At 72.1% G+C, this 17912-nt stretch carries 18 protein-coding genes; 7 read left to right on the top strand and 11 right to left on the bottom strand.

Going from position 1 to position 17912, the window contains the following annotated elements; translation table 11 throughout:
- Window positions 1–41: 41 nt before the first annotated feature.
- The 6 genes from ACFWM7_RS22560 to ACFWM7_RS22535 all read right to left on the bottom strand — a co-directional run bounded on the left by ACFWM7_RS22560 (window position 42) and on the right by ACFWM7_RS22535 (window position 7313).
- Window positions 42–1535 (bottom strand): HAD-IA family hydrolase, encoded by a 1494-nt coding sequence (locus tag ACFWM7_RS22560; protein ID WP_383263269.1) that lies wholly within the window; start codon window positions 1533–1535, stop codon window positions 42–44.
- Window positions 1536–1577: 42 nt separating this feature from the next.
- Entirely contained in the window at window positions 1578–2564 is a 987-nt protein-coding gene (locus tag ACFWM7_RS22555; RefSeq protein ID WP_383263270.1) for a hydroxyacid dehydrogenase, read from the bottom strand.
- A 47-nt stretch (window positions 2565–2611) separates the two neighbouring features.
- Window positions 2612–3550: a carbohydrate ABC transporter permease gene (locus tag ACFWM7_RS22550; protein WP_383263268.1), complete on the bottom strand. Its 939-nt coding sequence runs from the start codon at window positions 3548–3550 to the stop codon at window positions 2612–2614.
- A complete protein-coding gene (locus ACFWM7_RS22545) occupies window positions 3547–4548 on the bottom strand; it encodes a carbohydrate ABC transporter permease (protein ID WP_383263266.1) in 1002 nt (333 codons plus the stop codon). Before ACFWM7_RS22545 ends, ACFWM7_RS22550 begins: the two co-directional genes overlap by 4 nt.
- Before the next feature lie 83 nt (window positions 4549–4631).
- Window positions 4632–5936 carry an ABC transporter substrate-binding protein gene (locus ACFWM7_RS22540; RefSeq protein WP_383263265.1) on the bottom strand — a complete coding sequence of 435 codons (1305 nt, stop codon included), beginning with the start codon at window positions 5934–5936 and terminating at the stop codon, window positions 4632–4634.
- A gap of 225 nt (window positions 5937–6161) precedes the next feature.
- Window positions 6162–7313 carry a substrate-binding domain-containing protein gene (locus ACFWM7_RS22535; RefSeq protein WP_383263263.1) on the bottom strand — a complete coding sequence of 384 codons (1152 nt, stop codon included), beginning with the start codon at window positions 7311–7313 and terminating at the stop codon, window positions 6162–6164.
- Between the two features lie 365 nt (window positions 7314–7678).
- Between ACFWM7_RS22535 and ACFWM7_RS22530 the strand changes: the two genes are divergently transcribed.
- Window positions 7679–10123 carry a polysaccharide lyase 8 family protein gene (locus tag ACFWM7_RS22530; RefSeq protein ID WP_383263262.1) on the top strand — a complete coding sequence of 815 codons (2445 nt, stop codon included), beginning with the start codon at window positions 7679–7681 and terminating at the stop codon, window positions 10121–10123.
- Between the two features lie 18 nt (window positions 10124–10141).
- Here the strand turns inward: ACFWM7_RS22530 and aac(3) are convergent, their stop codons facing one another.
- Window positions 10142–10996: an aminoglycoside 3-N-acetyltransferase gene (gene aac(3) / locus ACFWM7_RS22525; RefSeq protein WP_383263261.1), complete on the bottom strand. Its 855-nt coding sequence runs from the start codon at window positions 10994–10996 to the stop codon at window positions 10142–10144.
- Between the two features lie 99 nt (window positions 10997–11095).
- On the opposite strand from aac(3), the gene ACFWM7_RS22520 reads away from it, so the two are divergent.
- Window positions 11096–11608 carry a DinB family protein gene (locus ACFWM7_RS22520; RefSeq protein WP_383263259.1) on the top strand — a complete coding sequence of 171 codons (513 nt, stop codon included), beginning with the start codon at window positions 11096–11098 and terminating at the stop codon, window positions 11606–11608.
- A gap of 90 nt (window positions 11609–11698) precedes the next feature.
- Window positions 11699–12442 (top strand): transporter substrate-binding domain-containing protein, encoded by a 744-nt coding sequence (locus ACFWM7_RS22515; RefSeq protein WP_383263258.1) that lies wholly within the window; start codon window positions 11699–11701, stop codon window positions 12440–12442.
- A 120-nt stretch (window positions 12443–12562) separates the two neighbouring features.
- On the opposite strand, the gene ACFWM7_RS22510 is transcribed toward ACFWM7_RS22515, so the two are convergent.
- From ACFWM7_RS22510 to ACFWM7_RS22495, 4 genes are all read right to left on the bottom strand, one after another.
- Window positions 12563–13063, bottom strand: coding sequence for a GNAT family N-acetyltransferase (locus ACFWM7_RS22510; RefSeq protein WP_383263257.1), 501 nt, complete (start codon window positions 13061–13063; stop codon window positions 12563–12565).
- Between the two features lie 79 nt (window positions 13064–13142).
- Complete coding sequence (locus ACFWM7_RS22505) at window positions 13143–13313, bottom strand: DUF6381 family protein (RefSeq protein WP_383263255.1); 171 nt, start codon at window positions 13311–13313, stop codon at window positions 13143–13145.
- Between the two features lie 203 nt (window positions 13314–13516).
- Window positions 13517–13696: a hypothetical protein gene (locus ACFWM7_RS22500; RefSeq protein WP_265599667.1), complete on the bottom strand. Its 180-nt coding sequence runs from the start codon at window positions 13694–13696 to the stop codon at window positions 13517–13519.
- Between the two features lie 91 nt (window positions 13697–13787).
- The gene (locus ACFWM7_RS22495) at window positions 13788–14222 is read right to left on the bottom strand and encodes a hypothetical protein (protein WP_383263253.1); all 435 of its coding nucleotides are present in this window, start codon (window positions 14220–14222) and stop codon (window positions 13788–13790) included.
- A gap of 160 nt (window positions 14223–14382) precedes the next feature.
- On the opposite strand from ACFWM7_RS22495, the gene ACFWM7_RS22490 reads away from it, so the two are divergent.
- From ACFWM7_RS22490 to ACFWM7_RS22475, 4 genes are all read left to right on the top strand, one after another.
- On the top strand, window positions 14383–14889 hold the full coding sequence (locus ACFWM7_RS22490; RefSeq protein WP_383263251.1) for a helix-turn-helix domain-containing protein: 507 nt from the start codon (window positions 14383–14385) through the stop codon (window positions 14887–14889).
- Entirely contained in the window at window positions 14882–15268 is a 387-nt protein-coding gene (locus ACFWM7_RS22485; RefSeq protein ID WP_383263250.1) for a DUF4180 domain-containing protein, read from the top strand. The genes ACFWM7_RS22490 and ACFWM7_RS22485 overlap by 8 nt, the downstream gene beginning before the upstream one ends.
- 104 nt (window positions 15269–15372) lie before the next feature.
- Window positions 15373–16674, top strand: a complete 1302-nt coding sequence (locus ACFWM7_RS22480) for an ATP-binding protein (protein ID WP_383263249.1) — start codon at window positions 15373–15375, stop codon at window positions 16672–16674.
- Window positions 16671–17798, top strand: a complete 1128-nt coding sequence (locus ACFWM7_RS22475; protein WP_383263247.1) for a tetratricopeptide repeat protein — start codon at window positions 16671–16673, stop codon at window positions 17796–17798. Before ACFWM7_RS22480 ends, ACFWM7_RS22475 begins: the two co-directional genes overlap by 4 nt.
- Window positions 17799–17912 lie beyond the last annotated feature (114 nt).

The following is a 17912-nucleotide window of genomic DNA, read 5'->3' as shown; positions in this document are numbered from 1 at the left end:
CGGCGGGCGTGCTGCCCGTCGGCCCCGGCGTCTTCACGGCGTCAGGTCAGGGCCCGCTCCCCCGACTCCCACTCCCGCAGCAGGGCCGTGAGATCCGGCCGTACCCGTCGTCCCGGGGCCGGTGTGATCGGCGTCTGCGAGGGGAAGGCCAGCACCCGGCAGCCCGCCGCCTCGGCGGCGGCCACGCCGGTGGGGCTGTCCTCGACCGCCAAGCAGGCTTCGGGTGGCAGCCCCAGGCGCGCGGCCGCCTTCAGATAGGGGTCCGGGAAGGGCTTCGAGCGGTCGCTCTCGCCGTCCGCCACCGTCGTACGGAACACCTCGCCGCCCAACGTACGCAGGACCGTCTCGACCACCCGGCGCGGTGAGGCCGACACCAGAGCCGCGGGCGGGCCTTCCCGTTCCAGCCGGTCCAGCAGGGCGCGGGCCCCGGGCCGCAGTTCCACGCCCGCTTCGACCGCGGCGAGGAACGTGTCCTCCAGCTCGGTCTCCAGCGCGCCGACCGTGGTGGGCTCCGGGCACAGCTGTACGAGGCGGACGGCCGTGTCGGCGCAGGTGCGGCCGAGGACCGCGGCCCCGTCCTCCTCGGTGAGGGTGTGGCCGTGGGCCGCCGCGACGGCGCGTGACGCCTCCAGCCAGAGCGGCTCGGTGTCGACGAGCGTGCCGTCCATGTCGAGGAGCACACCGCGCGGGACGGTGGGCACCTGGCGGCCGTCGAGGGTCCAGTGCGAGTCGGGCGTACGGTCCAGGGCCGCGTACACCTGGGCGGCGACGTCCTCGTGCCGGACCGGGCGGGCGGGGCGGGCCCCGGCGGTGATGTCCGGGCCCGCGCAGGCGAGCCAGGCGGTGCGTTCGGCCGGGCTGCCGCCGCCGTGGCCGCCCTCGTCCCGGTGCCCGTGGTCGGTGACGACGAGGACGGTCCAGGCCTCGCCGTCGTACGAGGGCCGGGCGCGCAGGGCGGCGAGGAGGTCGCCCAGACGGCGGTCGGCCTCCTGGACCGATGCCTCGTACGCGTCGCCGCAGCCGAGGTGGTGGGCCGTCTCGTCGGGAGCGCCGAGGTAGACGAAGGACGCCTCGGGGTCCTCGTGGGTGAGGACGGCCGCCGCGTCGCGCACGGTTGAGGCGTCGGCCTCCTCCCAGGCGGCGGGGGTGTCGGCTGCCGGTGCGTGGTGGGTGAGCCGGGTGGGCCGGCGGAACATCGGCCCACTGTCGGCGACGGTGACCAGCGGTTCCCAGGCCGCCGCGACATAGGTGCGGCGGCCGTCCTGGCGGGCCAGGCGGGTGGCGAAGTCCGGGAAGACGCCGAGGCGGTGGCCGCTGAAGTCGTTGCTCCACACGGCGTGCTTGGTGACGGTCACGCCGGTGACGATGGTCGCCCAGCACGGCCCCGACATGGTGGGCGTGCCCTCGGTCACCGTCACCGGGGCCAGGAAGCCCGCGTCGGCGACCGTGTCGAGGTGCGGGGTGGGCACCCGGTTCAGGGTGTCGAGGCGCACTCCGTCGATGCCGACGACGAGCACGCGGCGGGCACGGGACATGGCGGGTCTCCCGAAGGTACGCGGGTGGGTACGGGGACGGGTTCAGGCCTGCTGGTGCAGGGTGCGGGGGTCCACCGCGTGGGCGAACGGCAGGCCGTGCGCGTACCGTTCCAGCTCGTCGACGGCGGCGTCGGCGAGCCGGTGGAGCTCGCCGCCCTGCGAGCCGGCGATGTGCGGGGTGAGCAGCACGTTCGGCAGGTCGTAGAGGGGTGATTCGGCGGGCAGGACCTCGGGCTCTGTGTGGTCGAGGACGGCGTTCAGGCGGCCGGTGGCCAGCTCCTTCACCAGCGCGTCGGTGTCCACCAGGGAACCGCGCGCGGTGTTGACGAGGGTCGCCCCGTCCTGCATCAGCGCGAGGCGCCCGGCGTCGAACAGGTGGCGGGTTCCCGGGAGTTCGGGAGCGTGGATGCTGACGACGTCGCTCTCTGCCGCCAGGGCGTCGAGTCCGGCCCGCTCCACGCCGAGGACCCGGGCCTCCGCCTCGCCGAGGTACGGGTCGTGGACCAGGACGCGCAGATCGTAGGGGCGCAGCAGCTCGACGACGCGGCGTCCGATGCGGGAGGCGCCCACGATGCCGACCGTGCGGCGGTAGTTGCCGACGCCGGGGAAGCGTTCGAGGAGGTTCACCCGGGAGCGTGCCTGCCGGTAGACGCGGGCGCTCTCCAGGATGTCCTTGTTGGCGAAGAGGATCGCGGCGACCGTGTACTCGGCCACCGGGAAGGCGTTGGCGGTCGCGGCGGTGCTCACCGCGATGCCCCGGTCCCAGACGTCCTGGGTGATGTGGTGTTTGACGGAACCGGCGGCGTGGACCACCGCGCGCAGCCGGGGCATGGCGCTCAGGGCGGCCGGGTCCAGCGGGGGGCACCCCCAGCCGGTGAACAGGACCTCGGCCTCGTGGAGCCCGGTGCGCTGGGCGGGGTCGTCGGCGCCGAAGTCGGTGACCAGGAGGCCGGGGTCGAGGTCGGCGACGCGGGCGAGCCGGTCCAGCGCTTCGGGGGCCAGGATCGCCGCGCGGGTCTCGCCGCTCATCGCCAGGACGGTGCGGGGGCGGGTCCCCCGGTGCGGGGCGGAGTGGCTCACTTGACGGCTCCTGCGGTGAGGCCCGAGCGCCAGAAGCGCTGGAGGCAGAGGAAGGCGACGATCAGGGGGACGACGGCGACGAGGGAGCCGATGATGACCAGCGGGTAGAGCTCCGGCTGCTGGTAGACGTTCTGGTTCCACATGAACAGGCCCAGGTTGACCGGGTAGAGCCGGTCGTCGTTGAGCATCATGAGCGCGCCGTAGAAGTTGTTCCAGCTCGCGGTGAAGGAGAACAGGAAGATGGTCACGAAGCCGGGCGCGAGCATCGGCAGAGCGACCTTCACGAAGGTCCGCACCTCGCCGGCTCCGTCGACGCGGGCCGCTTCGAGGATCTCGCCGGGCACGTAACCCTCGGAGAAGACGCGGGCCAGGTAGACGCCGAAGGGGTTGACGAGGCTGGGGATCAGGACAGCCCAGTAGGTGTTGACGAGGCCCAGTTCGGAGGCCATCAGGTACAGCGGGAGCTGGACGACGGTCGAGGGGATGAGGACGCCGACGAGGACGACCCCGAACCACTTCTCCCGGCCGCGGAAGGCGTATTTGTCGAAGGCGTAGCCGCAGGCGACGGAGATGAGGGTGGAGAGAAGGGAGGCGACGACGGTGTAGAGGAGGCTGTTGAGCATCCAGCGGACGAAGACGCCGTCGTTGTATTCCAGGAGGGCGTTCAGGTTGGCCAGGAACGCGAAGTCGCCGAGGCTGAACGGGTTGGTGGCGAACAGGTCCCGGTAGCTCTTGGTGGAGGCGATGAGGAGCCAGGTCAGCGGCATCAGGGTGTAGACGGCGACGACGGCGAGCACGGCGTTCACCGTTACGCGGGAGGTGAGGCCGCCGGTGCGGTTTCGGCGTGCGGGCGTCCGTGGTGCGGTGCGGCGTTCGGCCCCATCGCGCCGGGTGGCTGCGGTCGGTGCCTCGCGGCTGGCTGTCTGGGTGCTCATGAGGCCTTCCACCGGTTGCCGAGCTTGGTGACGACGAAGGACAGCAGGCCGGCGACGAGGGCGAGCAGCAGGGAGCTCGCGGCGGCCAGGCCGTAGTCGTGGCCCTTGAAGGCCGCGGTGTAGATGAACATGGTCGGGGACCAGTCCTCGCCCATGGTGTTGGCGCGCAGTTGGACGAGTTTGGGGGCGTCGAAGAGCTGGATGGCGCCGACACAGGTGAACAGCAGGGTCAGGACGACGGTCGGCCGGATCATGGGGATCTTGACCTGGAGGGCGGTGCGCAGGGCCCCGGCTCCATCGACGGTCGCGGCTTCCAGGACCTCGCGGGGAACGGCCTGGAGACCCGCATAGAAGATGATCATGTTGTAGCCGGTCCACTGCCAGGCGGAGATGTTGACGACGGAGAAGATCGCCTCGTCCTCGCCGAAGAAGTTCCAGTGCGCGCCGAACGCGTCGAGGGCGTCGGTGATGGGGCTGAGGCCCGGTGTGTAGAGGTAGAGCCAGATCAGCGAGGCGATCAGGCCGGGCACAGCGTGCGGCAGGAAGTAGGCGATCTGGAAGAAGCGCCTGGCCCGGGCCATGGTCGAGTCGACGAGCAGGGCCAGGATGAGCGCGCCGCCGACCATCGCGGGGATGTAGAGCGCGCAGTAGAGGGCGATGTTCCCGAAGGAGCGGAGGAACGCCTCGTTGCCGAGGGCTTCGGTGAAGTTGCCGAACCCGGCGAAGACGCGCTCGGTTCCACCGAATCCGAGGCCGGAGGACTCCTCCCGGTAGAGGCTCATCCAGGCCGCGTAGATCAGCGGCAGGACGGTGACGGCGGCGAAGAGCGCGAAGAAGGGGACAGTGAACAGGGCGACGGCCCGGCGCTGTCCGCGTCGTGCGCCGGGGCCGCCCGGGGCGCCGGGCTTTCCCGGTCCCGTGGATACGACGGATACGGCGGGCGGCGGCGCGGCCGGGGGTGCCGGGGTCTTGGCCGGCCGGGCGAGTGGGGCTGCCACCTGGTGCTCCTTCGGCGGGATGGGGTGGTGGGCGGGGAGAGGCAGGGGCTGCCCGGCACGGCGTGTCCCGGGCAGCCGCGCGGCTACTTGTCGAGCTTCAGGCCGCGGTCGGTGACCGCGCTCTCGCCCTTCGCCTGACCGGAGCTCAGCATCTTCGTGTGGTCGCCGCCCGCGGCCATCTGCACCGACGTGACCTGCTGCTGGACCGGGCCCCAGGTCCAGCCGGGCACGATGGTGTCGGCTGCCTCGCCGGCCACGGTGTAGACGTCCTGGTCCCCGAAGTAGGAGTTGTCGAACTCCTTCGCCGCCGCGGCGCGCATGCCCTCGTTGGCGGGCAGGGCACTGCTGGGGGCCTTGAGGGAGCTGAGGCGGGCGGTCATGGCCGCCGGGTCGGTGGTGACCCACTCGATGAACTCGGCGGCGGCCTCGGTGTGTTCGCTGCCCTTGGGCACGATGTAGGAGGTTCCGCCGTACATGCCGGTGCTCGCCTTGCCGTCCCAGGTGGGCAGGGGCGCTATGCCCCACTTGCCTTTCGCGTCGGGGTAGCTGACGGGGAAGTTCCCAGCACTCCAGGCGGCGCCGATGATGGTGGCGACCTTGCCGGTGGCGCGTTCCTTGTTCTCGCCCTCGCCCCAGAGCGGGGTCTTGGAGGCGAGGCCGTCGGCGAGGAGGTCGTCCCAGTAGGCGGCGACCTTGCGGGAGGCCGGGTCGTCGATGTTCACCTTCCAGGCGTCGCCGCTCGTGCCGTACCACCGGGCGCCGGCCTGCCAGGCGAGGCCGGAGAGGAGAGCGGGGTCGCCGCCGCCGAAGTTGGTGATGGTGACGTCGGGGTCGCCGGCGTGGATCTTCTCGGCGGCCGTACGGTATGCGGCCCAGGTCGTCGGCACGTCGACGCCGTGCTTCTTGAACAGGTCCTTGCGGTAGAAGAGCTGAATGGGCGTGACGTCGAAGGGGACCGCCCAGGTGGAGCCGCCGAGGTTGACCAGGGACTGGACCGCTTCGGGGAACTCCTTCTTCACCAGGTCGCCGGAGCTGGGGGTGAGGTCCTCCAGGTTGCCCTCGCTGGCGTACTCGGGCAGGGCGGAGTAGTCCATGGTGGCCACGTCGGGGGCGTTGCCGCCCTTGACCGCGTTGGACAGTTTGGTGACGCCCTCGGGACCTGCGGGCACCATGGAGAACTTCACCTTGACGTCGGTGTGCGTCTTGTTGAAGGCGTCGGCAGTCTCCTTGGCGCCCGCGGTGGCCGACCAGAAGGTGAGGGTGACGGGCTTGCCGTCGCCGGGGCCCGAGGCGTCCGAGCCCGAGCCGCCGCAGGCGGTGACGAGCAGGGCGAGTGAGGCGGCGGACGCCGCGAGGGCGAGGCGGGACGTGCGGGCGGTACGGGGCATGGGCCGACTCCTACGGGACCTCGAACTGCGGGAGATGAGGTGAACGGCACACATCATTTTGCGCAGAACCGATCGCCGTCAAGAGCACATGACCAATTCAATCGAATCGATCACCAGTGAGTCATGGGCGCGCCCGTGGCGACCGTCGAGCCCCGGGAATACGAAAAGCCGTGCCCGCAGGGGTTGTTGACCCGGGGCACGGCTCGTGGCGCGGTGCTTCGCCGGTCAGGGAGCAGCGGCGGCCGCCCCGCAGGAGACCCGGACCCGCAGGGTGGGCAGGATGTCCAGGTGCCGCCGGGCGCCGGAACCCCGGCCCGCCGCTCCCGTGTCCGAGCCCGCCTCTGCGGCGTCCGTCGCGCCAGGCCGGCCGACGCCGAGGCGGGACAGCAGGAGCCGGGCGGCGGCGGCGCCCACCGCGTGTTTGTCCGGGGCCACGGCGGTGAGCGGCAGGTCGGCGAGTGAGGCGACCTCGTCGTCGTACGCGATCACCGCGAGGTCCTCGGGCACCCGCACCCCCCTGGCCTGGAGCCGGGGGATGAGGACGATCGCGTCCGCGTCGCTGTGCACGATCGCGGCGGTCACGTTGCCGCTCGCCACGCCCTGGCACAGGTACTCCAGCGTCCGCTCGAAACGATCGGCCTCCGACCGCGACGGGGCGTCGTCCAGCGGCGAGGCCGACACCGGGGTCAGCCCCAGCGCCTCGACGGCGGCCCGGTAGCCGACCCGGAGCCGGGGAGCGGTCGGGCTGTCCTGCACGGCGAGCGCGATCGCCCGGTGCCCGAGCCCGGCCAGGTGTGCCACCGCTTCGGCGGCCCCGTGCGCGTGGTCCGAGCGCACCCGGTCCAGGCGCGCCGCCGGATGGCCGAGGGGCGCCGAGCGTTCCACCAGGACGACCGGGGTCTCCTGCTCCACCGTCCACAGCCCCTCACCCTGCTCCGGGCAGCCGCGTTCCCAGCTCGGTGTGAGCAGGAGCCCGTCGGCGCCGGTGGACAGCAGCCGGCGGGCCTGGGCGGCGTCCTCGTCGGGGAGGTAGCGAGAGAGGCCGATCGTCAGACGGGCGCCCGCGGCCTCGACGGTCTGCCGGGCGCCGCGCACCACGTCCGCGTAGTAATACTCGGTGGTCGGCACCACCATTCCCACGATCAGCCCTTCGGCGGGAGGCCGGGTCGCGGGGGCGGGCCGGGACTGCCCGGCGGGCCACACCACCGCGCCGTGCAGCCGCTCCACCAGACCCTGGGCGGCCAGCGCCTCGACGTCCCGGCGCAGGGTGACGGCGGACATGCCGAGCTCCTCGGCGAGTTCGGCGACGCGCAGGCTGCCGCGCTCGCGGACGAGCTCGAGCACCCGCTCGTGGCGCTGATCGACGTGCAGTCGCATGGATCCCCCTGGACTCGGAGACGGCTGGGCCCCTGCCCGACGGTGTTCCGGCGACGCAAGCGCGTGGACTCCGACTCCGGGCGGCCGCCGTCCGGCAGGGCTCAACCATATCGATCACATCCGCTCGAAACGATCCGAGCGTGGTTTTGCCCCGGTGCGACGGGCGCGCGCCGGAGCACACTCAGCGGCCGCATACACGCCCCGAGAAGCGATCGACACGATCAATTCGGCCAAAGTCATTGAGCGAGTCGCCTGGCGGCTGCTAGAAAGTGCCCGCCCGCTCAGAACAGTCGGATCCCGGATCAGCTCAGCGCTCCGCGCGCCGGGTTCCCGCCGGAGACACGTCACCGACCCGGAGCTCTCCCATGACTTCTGCCTGGTCCCGCCGTACCTTCCTGGCCACCTCCGCGGTGCTCACCGCCTCGGGCGGCGGCGCGCTGGCGCTGTCCACGCCCGGCGCCGCGTCCGCAGATCCGTCCGCAGGTCCCAGCGCGGTGTCCGCCGCCGAGGACGATCCGTACGCCGCGCTCCGCGCCACCTGGAGCGCGCTGATCCTCGGCGAGGGCTTCAGCCCGACCGCCGAGCCCTTCAAGAGCCGGCTGGCCGATCTCGGCACGAAGGCGTCGCAGTGGCTGGAGACGATGGCCCCGGCGGAGGGCTCGCTCTGGCCCGACGCCGTGTTCGCCGATCCGGACCCGGACACGGACCCCGAGTCGTACGTCTTCTCCGGGCGGATGGCCGACAGCTTCATCCGCCTCAACACCATGGCCCAGGCCTACCGCCAGCAGGGCACCGGCCTGACCGGGGACTCCGCCCTGCGCGACGCCGTGCTCACGGGCCTGGAGCACCTCAACACCCAGATCTACAACGACGGCCAGACCCGGTACGGGAACTGGTACAGCTGGCAGATCGGCGCGCCGCAGGCACTGCTGGACGTGTGCGTGCTGATGTACGACGCCATCACCCCGGCGCGGCTCGCCCGCTACTGCGCCGCCGTCGACCATTTCGTACCGGACTCCGCCGTCGCCTCGTACACCGGGACCAGCACCGGGGCGAACCGGGTCGACCTGTGCCGGGTGCTGGCCCTGCGCGGGGTCGTCGGCGGGAGCGCGGCGAAGATCGCGCTGGCCCGGGACGCCCTCTCCCCCGTGTTCCCGCTGGTGACCAAGGGCGACGGCCTCTACGCCGACGGCTCGTTCATCCAGCACACCACCGTGCCCTACACCGGCAGCTACGGATCGGTGATGCTCGGCGGGCTCGGGCTGCTGTTCGCGCTGCTGAAGGGGACGACCTGGGAGGTCAGCGATCCGAAGCGGCAGGTGGTGTTCGACGCGGTGGAGAACGCCTGGGCCCCGTTCCTCTACAACGGCCTCGTCATGGACTCCGTCGCCGGGCGCGCCATCAGCCGCGGCGAGGTCGACGACCACCGGCGCGGCCACCCGATCCTCGCCTCCATCGTGCTGTTGGGCCGGGGCGCGTCGGCCGCCGAGAACACCCGGTGGCGCGCGCTCGTCAAGGGCTGGGCGCAACGCGACTACTACAGCCCGCCGATGGACAACCCCTCGCTCGGGCTCACCGCACTGGCCCGGATCAAGAGCGCCCTGGACGACACCTCGCTCCCCCCGCTCCCCGAGCCGGACGGCCACCGCCTCTTCCCCGACATGGCCCGGGCCACGCACCGCCGTCCGGGCTGGGCGGCGTCGCTGAGCATGGCCGACCGGCGGATCACCTATTACGAGGTCGGCAACGGCGAGAACCTGCGCGGCTGGCACACCGGTTCCGGAATGCTCTACTGGTGGGGCGACACCTTCGCCAACGGCCAGTACAGCGACGCCTTCTGGCCCACCGTCGACCCGTACCGGCTGCCCGGCACCACGGCTTCGCGCAAGGTGCTCGCCGACGGGGCGGGCGGCGACTGGGGCGTTTCGCTTCCCGATGTGAACTGGGTCGGCGGGGTCACCGACAAGAAGCGCGCCGCCGTGGGGCAGTACCTGAAGGGGCTGTCGAGCACGCTGATGGCGAAGAAGTCGTGGTTCTTCCTCGACGACACCGTGGTCTGCCTGGGGGCGGGCATCCACGGCCGCGACGGCGCGGCCGCGGAGAGCACCGTCGACAACCGCAACCTCGGGCCGACCGGCAACGCCCCGTTCACCGTGAACGGTTCGGCGAAACCGGTCGCCGCCCCCTGGTCGGCGACGCTGACCGGCGCGTCCTGGGCGCATCTCGCCGGGCACGGCGGTTACGTCTTCCCCGGCGGGGCCACCGTGAAGGCGCTGCGGGAGAACCGGACGGGGCGCTGGCGCGACATCAACACCGCGGGGTCCACGGACCCGGTCTCCCGGAAGTACCTCACCCTCTGGTTCGACCACGGCACGGACCCGTCGGACGCCACGTACGCGTACCAGCTGCTGCCCGGCGCGTCCGAGCAGCGCACGGCGGCGCGGGCGGCGGACAGCGGCTGGCTGCGGGTGCTCGCCAACACGGACGACCAGCAGGGGGTGGCGGTCCCCTCGCTCGGGCTGACGGCGGTCAACTTCTGGTTCGGCGGGAGCGTCGGGCCGCTGGTCGCGGACGCCCCGTGCTCGGTCATGGTCACCGAGCACACCGACGGGACGGCGACGGTGTGCGTGAGCGATCCCATGCGGATGCGCACCAGCCTGACCCTCACCTGGAACCGGGCCGTCGCCTCGGTCGTGTCGAAGCCGGCGACGGTTGCCTCGGCCACCACGGGGGCGTCGCTGCGCCTGGTCTTCGGCGACCTGTCCGGCACGCGCGGGGCAACGCAGACGGTGAAGGTGCGGCTGGCCTGAGCGAGCCGGGGCCGCCTGTCACCCGGGGACGTTCAGGTGCTCCTCGATCCAGCGGACGCCGAAGTCCACGGCCGGACCGGCGTCGAACAGGCAGCTGTCGGCCGCGCCGACCGTGCCGGTCCGGCCGATGCCCGCGTCGAGCATGGCCCGGACGATGACCGCGAACGGGTCCTGTCCCTCGGGCACGAGACGGGAGTAGTCGAACGCGCCGTCCGTCGAGTCGATGTCGTGGAAGGTGCGCCAGACCCGGACGCCGTCCACGCGGACGGGCTGCTCGTACGTCACGAAACGCTTGCCGGGCGCCTGGGCCAGCGATTCCGCGAGGTGCAGCAGCGTCATCGTCTCGCCGGGCGCCCCGAGCAGCAGTACCCGTCCGCCGAGGGCGACGAGGCGGGCCAGCGGGCTGCCGGGACCGTGCGGGTCGTCCCAGGGGTGGTCGGCCATCAGCGCGGCGGCGGACGGGCCGAGCGCCGCGAGGCTCGCGTCGGGGTGGCGGCTGCGCACCGCCCCTGGCCTTCGGCGCAGGGCCTCGGGGAGACGGCCGTTGGTGTGGTCGGCCTCGCTCAGTTCCGGGTCGTACGCGGGGTGGTGGGCGCGCACGGCGTCCTGCCAGGCGCTGGGCCAGGTGGTGAAGTCGTACGGCGGGGCGTCGTTCCAGCCACAGGAAACCATCAGCGTGCCGGTCGGACCGACGACGTCGAGAAGGGCGTCGATGACGGTCTGGGGGCCGCCCGGGACGTAGCCGATCGCTGACAGGCGCGTATGGAACATCACGGTGTCGCCCGGTCCGAGGCCGAGCGCGGCCAGGTCGTCCCCGATCCGGTCCCGTGTCACCGGTCCCCCGGAGCGCCGCAGCAGTTCTCGTACGTCCATGGCCCACAGCCTAGAGGCGGCTGCGCGGAAACCCGGCTGCCCAGGGAACGTCTGACGGACATACTGTCGGCCGACACCACGGAACCGAGGAAGATGATCATGACGAGTGACGACCGGGTCGGGCCCCCGCTCCTGGGCAGTGAGCGCGAGACACTGCGGGCCTTTCTCGACTACCACCGCGACACCCTGGCTATGAAGTGCGCCGGGCTGAGCGACGAGCAGTTGCGCGAGCGGTCGATGGAGCCGTCGACGCTGTCGCTGCTGGCTCTGGTACGGCACTTGGCGGAGGTGGAACGCGCCTGGTTCCGCAGGGTGTTCGAGGACGAGGCGGCGCCGATGGTGTGGTCGGAGAGGCCGTTCGACTTCCAGGCGGCGTACGACGCGAGCGCCTCGACCGGGGCCGAGGCGTTCTCCGCCTGGGAGGCGGAGGTGGAGACCTCGCGCCGGATCGAGCGGGAGGCGGCGTCGCTGGACCTGGTGGGGCGTCAGCCGCGGTGGGAGAAGGACGTCTCCCTGCGGATGGTCATGGTGCACGTCCTGCTGGAGTACGGCCGCCACAACGGTCACGCGGACCTGCTGCGGGAAGGGGTGGACGGGACGGTGGGGGCCTGAGTACGTGGGGCCGCGGCTGCCCCCGTACACGCTTCGGCCGCAGGCCGCGCGCCCTTCGACCACGACAGGCCCCCTCGTAGACTCGGCTCCATGTCTCAGCAGCCGACGCCCTCCGCCCTGGTCTCCACGTTCGCGCCCGGCGGCGCCCTGCGTGCCTCGATCAACCTCGGCAACCCGATCCTGGCCCACCGGGATCCGGTGAGCGGCGAGCCGGCCGGAGTCTCCGTCGATCTCGCCCGGGAGTTCGGGCGGCGGCTCGGGGTGCCGGTGGAGCTGGTGGCTTTCGAGCGGACCGCGTTGTCGGTCGACGCGGTGCGGGCCGAGCAGGCGGACATCGGCTTCTTCGCGGTCGATCCGGCCCGGGGCGAGGGGCTGCGGTTCACCGCCCCCTACGTCCTCATCGAGGGCAGCTATCTGGTGCCGGAACGGTCCCCGGTCTCCGCGAACGACCAGGTGGATCGCGAGGGCGTCCGGATCTCGGTCGGGGCCGGGTCCGCGTACGACCTCTTCCTCACCCGCGAGATCCACCGGGCCGAGGTCGTCCGGCTGGAGGGCGCCCCGCTCGCGCTCGCGGCCCTGCGGGCGGGGGAGGTCGAGGTGGCCGCCGGGATCCGGCAGTTGCTGGAGGCCGAGGCCGCGCGGGATGCGGGCGTACGGGTGCTGCCGGGGCGGTTCATGGTGATTCGGCAGGCCATGGTCGTGCCGGCCGGGCGAGGGGCGGCGGCGCAGGAGCTGCTGGCGTCGTTCGTGGAGGAGATGAAGGAGGGCGGTTTCGTCGCGGACGCCCTGAAGCGTCATGGCGTCGAGGGTGCGATCGTGGCGCCCGCCGGCTGAACCTCCTTCGGGCTCCCGGGCTCCCGGGCTTCCGGCTTCCGGGCTTCCGGGCGTCGGCGCTGCGGACCCGGCGGGGTGATCTCCTGGAGATCCCGGAGGAGACCGGCGTCGGCTCGGCGGTCAGCGGCGGCGGGTCAGCACCCTGGTGGTGCTGCCGTCGTCCTCCTCGATGTCCCTCATGTGCTGGAAGCCGATCCTGTTCAGCAGGGTCAGAGAGGCCTCGTTCGCAGCAGCGACGGTGGCGTGGACCTCGGTCAGTCCGAGGGCGCCGAAGCCATGGGCGACGACGGCCTGTGCCAGCTCGGTCCCCAGGCCGCACCCCCACGCCGAGGGCGCCAGGGCGTAGACGATCTCGTGGCCGTCGACGATGTCGGTCCGCTTGATCTCGGCGTGCCCGACCAGGAGTCCGTCGCGGCGGACGGCCCAGACGGCGAACAGGTCCTGGGCGTAGACCTTGGTGAAGACCCGTCCGAACAGGGCCCGGTCCTCCGCCTCGGAGGAGGGGCCGTCACCCATCCATCGGGACACTCCGGTGTCCTGGAACAGGGCGACGAAGTCGTCTTCGTCCGCAGGGACGTACGGCTCCAGCAGGAGCCTCTCGGTGCGCAGGGTCGGGGTCACGGCGGGCGACGCTACCCGGGCGACGACCGCCCGGGCAATCGGCTTTCCCGCCGGCCGGCGGGAGGCCCCTACGGATGCCCTACGAGGGGCGGGAATCAGCCGCGGGGTCCTCGCGCAGCAGGCGCAGGGCCTTCTCCCGCAGCCGCTGCCGGTGCTCGGGGTCGGTGGCCCGGTCGGCGGCGCGGCCGAGTTCCTCGGCGCGTTCACGGATGCGGCGGGCTCGCTCCACCGGGCTGTCGTACAGGTTCATGGGGTGTCCTCCGTCGTCGGTCCTCCGTCGGCAACCGGCGTTGCGTGCGTGACCGGAGCCCCAGCGTCACCGGAGTCGGTCCGGCCCGCATCTCGTGCGGCTACGTTCGGTGACGACGGGAGGGAGGAGGGCTCCCGGCGTGAAGGCGACCCGCGGCGTCCACCGTCGACGCGGCCGACGGTGGACGCCGTGGAGGGGACGGTTCAGCGCCTGCGGGAGCCGCCGATCCGGCTGCCCGCGCCCACGCCCGCGACGTGCAGGGCGAGAAGCATGAGGCCGAGCAGCATCACGTTGCCCGACGCGAACACGTCGTTGGTGGAGATGTCGGCCGCGTTGATCAGGAACGCGATGAAGAACAGCACTGCGGCGGCTATACCGAGCATGGGGAGCTCCTTCCGAGCGGTGACCACCGTGTGCCCGGTATCGCGGGACGTACGCCGGAGTGCGCCGGCCCCGACTCGCCGGGGACGCCCGTCAGTCGGCGGTGTGGTCAGGATGGCCCTCGGTCCGCCGGTCCGCCTTCATCTCGGCTTCGTAGAGGTGGTCGCGGCCCTCGGCGAGCTCCTGTCGGATCCGCCGTTCGATCGTCCGGAAGACGTCGTAGTAGGTGGTGTTGTACTCCTCGACGATCTGGAACGTCCAGTGCCCGGGGATGACGTTGCGGCCGAGGATCTCCCGTTCGACCTGGTCGGCCTGGGGCCCGTGTCCTGCGGCGCGGAGCAGCCGTACGGCGTCGTCGAGGGCCAGGTCGGCGCTGCCGGTGAGCTGGTGGAAGTCGTAGAGGGAGCCGCGTGCCCGCTCGGCGGTCTCCAGCGCTTTCGACAGGGCGCCAAGGGCCTCGACGGTTGTGTCGGTGACGCCTTCGGGGCGCTGGTGCCGCGGATCGGGCGGCCGGGTTCCGGGGTTCATGGGGCTCCTTGTCCACTGGGCGGCCGTTGGCTTCTCACCTTCCTACCCGGGATCCGCCGCACCCGCCGGGCAACGACCAAGGCGAGCGAGTTTTCCTCAACCTTCCCTATGTTCTCATTTGGAGAGAAGGACAGGGAAGGATACGGTATATTAAGTTGCCATGGGGAGCGATGAGCGCGAGCTCTACTCGATCGGCGAGGTGGCCGAGCGGTTGGGCCTGCACGTACGGACCGTCCGCAACTACGTCCGTGACGGGCGGCTCAAGGCCGTTCGGATCGGCAAGCAGTACCGGGTCAGCAGGGAGGACTTCGAAGCGCTGACCGGCGCATCCGAGGGCGGTACGGCCCCCGAGCCACCAGCGGCCACCGCAGGCGGGCACGTCGAGGTCTCCAGCATCGTGCAGATCGACGCGCTCGGTCCGGATGCCGCGCACCGCCTGAGCACGTTCCTGACAGCAAGCGCGCAGTCCGCGCGGGGAGCGTCGGAGTCGCTGCGCATCCAGACGGTCTACGACAAGGAGCGAACCCGGATGAAGATCGTCGTACTCGGCGGAGCCGCCGCCACCGCCGACCTGCTCCATCTGATCGACGGTCTGCTCGGCCCGGACAGCGGCCTGTTCACCTCCTCGGCCCCGGCCGTGGGCGAGAAGGGGGCGGACCGTGCCTGACATCGTCCAGCATCACGGCGTTGCGGTTCTGGTGTGCGAGGCCGACGGAGCGTCGATCGCCACCGTTCAGGACGCCCTGGACCATCTGATCGGTGCCGCGTTCGCGGGTGCGGAGGTGGTCGCGGTGCCTTCCCCTCGGCTGGACGACCGCTTCTTCGACCTGAGCACCGGCCTCGCCGGAGACATCCTGCAGAAGTTCGCCAACTACCGGCTGCGCCTGGTCGTCGTCGGGGACATCGGCCGCCACCTGGCTGCCAGTTCGGCCCTGCCCGACCTCGTCCGCGAAGCCAACCGGGGGCAGGACATCTGGTTCCTCCCGGACCTGGACGCCCTCTCCGACCGCCTCGCCCCGGGCGGAGGGGGCCGAACGGGCAGCTGAGTTCGACGCGGGTCGGGGCACCGCCGGCCGCCGGCCGCCGACGTCCCGACCCGTCATGTCCCCCCGCCTGGACTCCCGTCACGAGGCCCACGTAGAAAGGGACGATGCCCGAAGATCTTTCCGCTCAGGAACCCCCGCTGATCCGGAGTCTGCGCAGCGCGGTCGCCGCCGCTCCCGACGACGTACCGCTGCGCCTGCACCTGGCCGAGCTGCTCCTCACCTCCGGCGCACCCGAGGCCGCCGTCTCCGAGGCTGCGGTGGCGCTTCAGCACGCGCCGGGCGACGCGGCCGCGCGGGAGCTGATGATGCGGGCGATGGGCGGACCCGCGCCCGCCGCAGAGGCAGATCCGCCAGCCTCGGCGCCCGGCGCAGAGGCGGATCCGCCCGGCGCAGAGCCGGATCCCCTCGCCTCGGGGTTCAACTGGCGGGCCGCCGAGGAGGAGGTCGACGGCATCGTCGAACCGCGCTTCGTGGAGTCCGCGCTGACCGTGGACGGGAGCGGCGACCCCGGGGATGCCGACGCCTTCGACGTGACCGGCCCCGGGGCGGTGCGCCTCGCGGACGTCGGCGGGATGCGGGAGGTCAAGGACCGCCTCGAAGCCGCGTTCCTGGCGCCGATGCGCAACCCCGAACTGCGCAGGCTCTACGGCAAGAGCCTGCGCGGCGGGCTGCTCCTGTACGGTCCGCCCGGCTGCGGGAAGACGTTCATCGCGCGGGCCGTCGCGGGTGAACTCGGCGCGAGTTTCCTCTCGGTGTCTGTGAACGACGTCCTCGACATGTGGATCGGGAACTCCGAGCGCAACATGCACGAGGTCTTCAACACCGCCCGGCGCAAAGCGCCCTGCGTCGTGTTCCTCGACGAGTTGGACGCGCTCGGCGGGAAGCGGAGCCGCACGCAGAACAGCGGGATGCGCAACACCGTCAACCAGCTCCTGACCGAGCTCGACGGCATCGACTCCGCAGCCAACGAAGGCGTGTTCGTCCTCGCCGCGACCAACGTCCCCTGGGACGTGGACATCGCCCTGCGCCGTCCGGGGCGGCTCGACCGCACGCTGCTCGTCCTGCCGCCGGACGCCGGGGCCCGGGAGGCGATCCTCCGCTACCACCTGCGCGAACGCCCGGTGGAAGGCGTCGACCTGGGACGCGTCGTCAAGGCGACCGACGGGCTCTCGGGCGCCGACCTCGCCCATGTCTGCGAGTCGGCGGCGGAGACCGCGCTGCTGGACTCCGCCAGGACCGGGACCATCCGCATGATCGGCACGCCGGACCTGCTGGCCGCGGCGAAGGTCGTGGTGCCGTCGAGCGAACCGTGGTTCGCCGCCGCCCGCAACGTGGCGATGTTTGCCAACGAGGGCGGGATGTACGACGACCTTGTGACCTACCTCAAGAAGAGGCGGAAGCTGTGACGACGGCCCAGGCGGAGCTGCAACGGGCCGAGGCCCTCCACGAGATCGGTCGCTACGAGGACGCGGCGGCCCTCCTCGCCGAGCTTCTCGCGCACGACCCCGACCACACCCGCGCCTGGGTCGCCCTGGCCCGTACCCAGCTGAAGCGGCAGCGGTTCCCGGAGGCCCTCGAAGCGACCGACCAGGCGCTGGAGCGTCAGCCCGAGTACGTCGACGCGCTCCTCGTACGGTCCCAGGCGGTCCGGTACACGTCCGGCGGAATCGCCGCGGCCGAGGCGAGCCTGCGCGAGGCGGTCCGCATCAGCCCGGAGTTCTGGGGCGGTTACGCCATGCTCGCCGATGTCGTGTTCCGGCGGGCCCTGGTCCGGTTCGCACAGGAGTCCGGGAAGCGGGAACTCGCACGGGAGGACATGCCCGCCCTGGCCCAGGAGGGCGCCGCCCTGGCCCGGGAGGCGATCCGGCTGGGCCCGGAGGAGGTCTACGCGTACGAGACCGCCCTGTTCATCGCCCAGATGTCGGGCGCCGAGGAGGACGCGGACAGGTTCGAGCGCGCGATCCTCCGGATAGACCCCACCCACCGCGAGGCGTTGGCCCGGCAGACCGCGAAGGCGGCCGAGCCCGAGAAGAGCCTCCCGAGCCGGGCGACCGAACTGTACGCCGACGCACTCGCCGTGGCCCCCGAGGACGCCTCACTGCGCAGCGGTCTCGACAAGGCGACGTTCCGCCTGCTGCGCGGGACACGTTGGCTCGCCATCGCCTGCGTCGTCGCGGCGGGAGTGACGATCGACCTGTTCGCCACGGCCGACGACCCGGTCCAGCGCGAACTGCCCCTGCCGCTGGGCCAGCGAATCTGGCTGCTCTGCTGCATGGCGGCGATCTGGGGCTTCGGAGCCTGGCGCATCTATCGCAAGCTCCGCGCCGGCGTGCGGCTGAACGTGCGGTCCTTGATCCGCCGCGATGTGTGGGCCCGCGTCGTCGTCGGTCAGGCGTCCTTCACGACGCTCTGCGCCCTGCTCATCACCCAGGCCCCGTGGACCGACCGCTCCTGGCCGCAGATCCTGTTCTGGTCGGGCCTGGTGGTGCCGTGGCTCACGATCTCCTACGACCACCGCAGGACACGGTGAAGGCGGGCGGGTTCGGCCCGTGACGGCGACGGGCCGGTCGGACAGAGCGCCCCGGTGGGCCGACGGCTGAGACAGACCCGCCCGCCGGCCCACCGGGGCCTGCCCGGTCAGCCC

The sequence above is a fragment of the Streptomyces sp. NPDC058375 genome (genome assembly GCF_042723425.1).
Lineage (GTDB): Bacteria > Actinomycetota > Actinomycetes > Streptomycetales > Streptomycetaceae > Streptomyces > Streptomyces durocortorensis.
This window is presented reverse-complemented; position numbering and strand designations above follow the sequence as displayed.

Coding starts and splice junctions, on each gene's coding strand:
- ACFWM7_RS22555 (WP_383263270.1), bottom strand. CDS start 2,564: ATGAGCGGCGAGACCCGCGCGGCGATCCTGGCCCCCGAAGCGCTGGAC.
- ACFWM7_RS22520 (WP_383263259.1), top strand. CDS start 11,096: ATGACGAGTGACGACCGGGTCGGGCCCCCGCTCCTGGGCAGTGAGCGC.
- ACFWM7_RS22535 (WP_383263263.1), bottom strand. CDS start 7,313: ATGCGACTGCACGTCGATCAGCGCCACGAGCGGGTGCTCGAGCTCGTC.
- ACFWM7_RS22515 (WP_383263258.1), top strand. CDS start 11,699: ATGTCTCAGCAGCCGACGCCCTCCGCCCTGGTCTCCACGTTCGCGCCC.
- ACFWM7_RS22550 (WP_383263268.1), bottom strand. CDS start 3,550: ATGAGCACCCAGACAGCCAGCCGCGAGGCACCGACCGCAGCCACCCGG.
- ACFWM7_RS22530 (WP_383263262.1), top strand. CDS start 7,679: ATGACTTCTGCCTGGTCCCGCCGTACCTTCCTGGCCACCTCCGCGGTG.
- ACFWM7_RS22495 (WP_383263253.1), bottom strand. CDS start 14,222: ATGAACCCCGGAACCCGGCCGCCCGATCCGCGGCACCAGCGCCCCGAA.
- ACFWM7_RS22540 (WP_383263265.1), bottom strand. CDS start 5,936: ATGCCCCGTACCGCCCGCACGTCCCGCCTCGCCCTCGCGGCGTCCGCC.
- ACFWM7_RS22490 (WP_383263251.1), top strand. CDS start 14,383: ATGGGGAGCGATGAGCGCGAGCTCTACTCGATCGGCGAGGTGGCCGAG.
- ACFWM7_RS22500 (WP_265599667.1), bottom strand. CDS start 13,696: ATGCTCGGTATAGCCGCCGCAGTGCTGTTCTTCATCGCGTTCCTGATC.
- ACFWM7_RS22505 (WP_383263255.1), bottom strand. CDS start 13,313: ATGAACCTGTACGACAGCCCGGTGGAGCGAGCCCGCCGCATCCGTGAA.
- ACFWM7_RS22480 (WP_383263249.1), top strand. CDS start 15,373: ATGCCCGAAGATCTTTCCGCTCAGGAACCCCCGCTGATCCGGAGTCTG.
- ACFWM7_RS22560 (WP_383263269.1), bottom strand. CDS start 1,535: ATGTCCCGTGCCCGCCGCGTGCTCGTCGTCGGCATCGACGGAGTGCGC.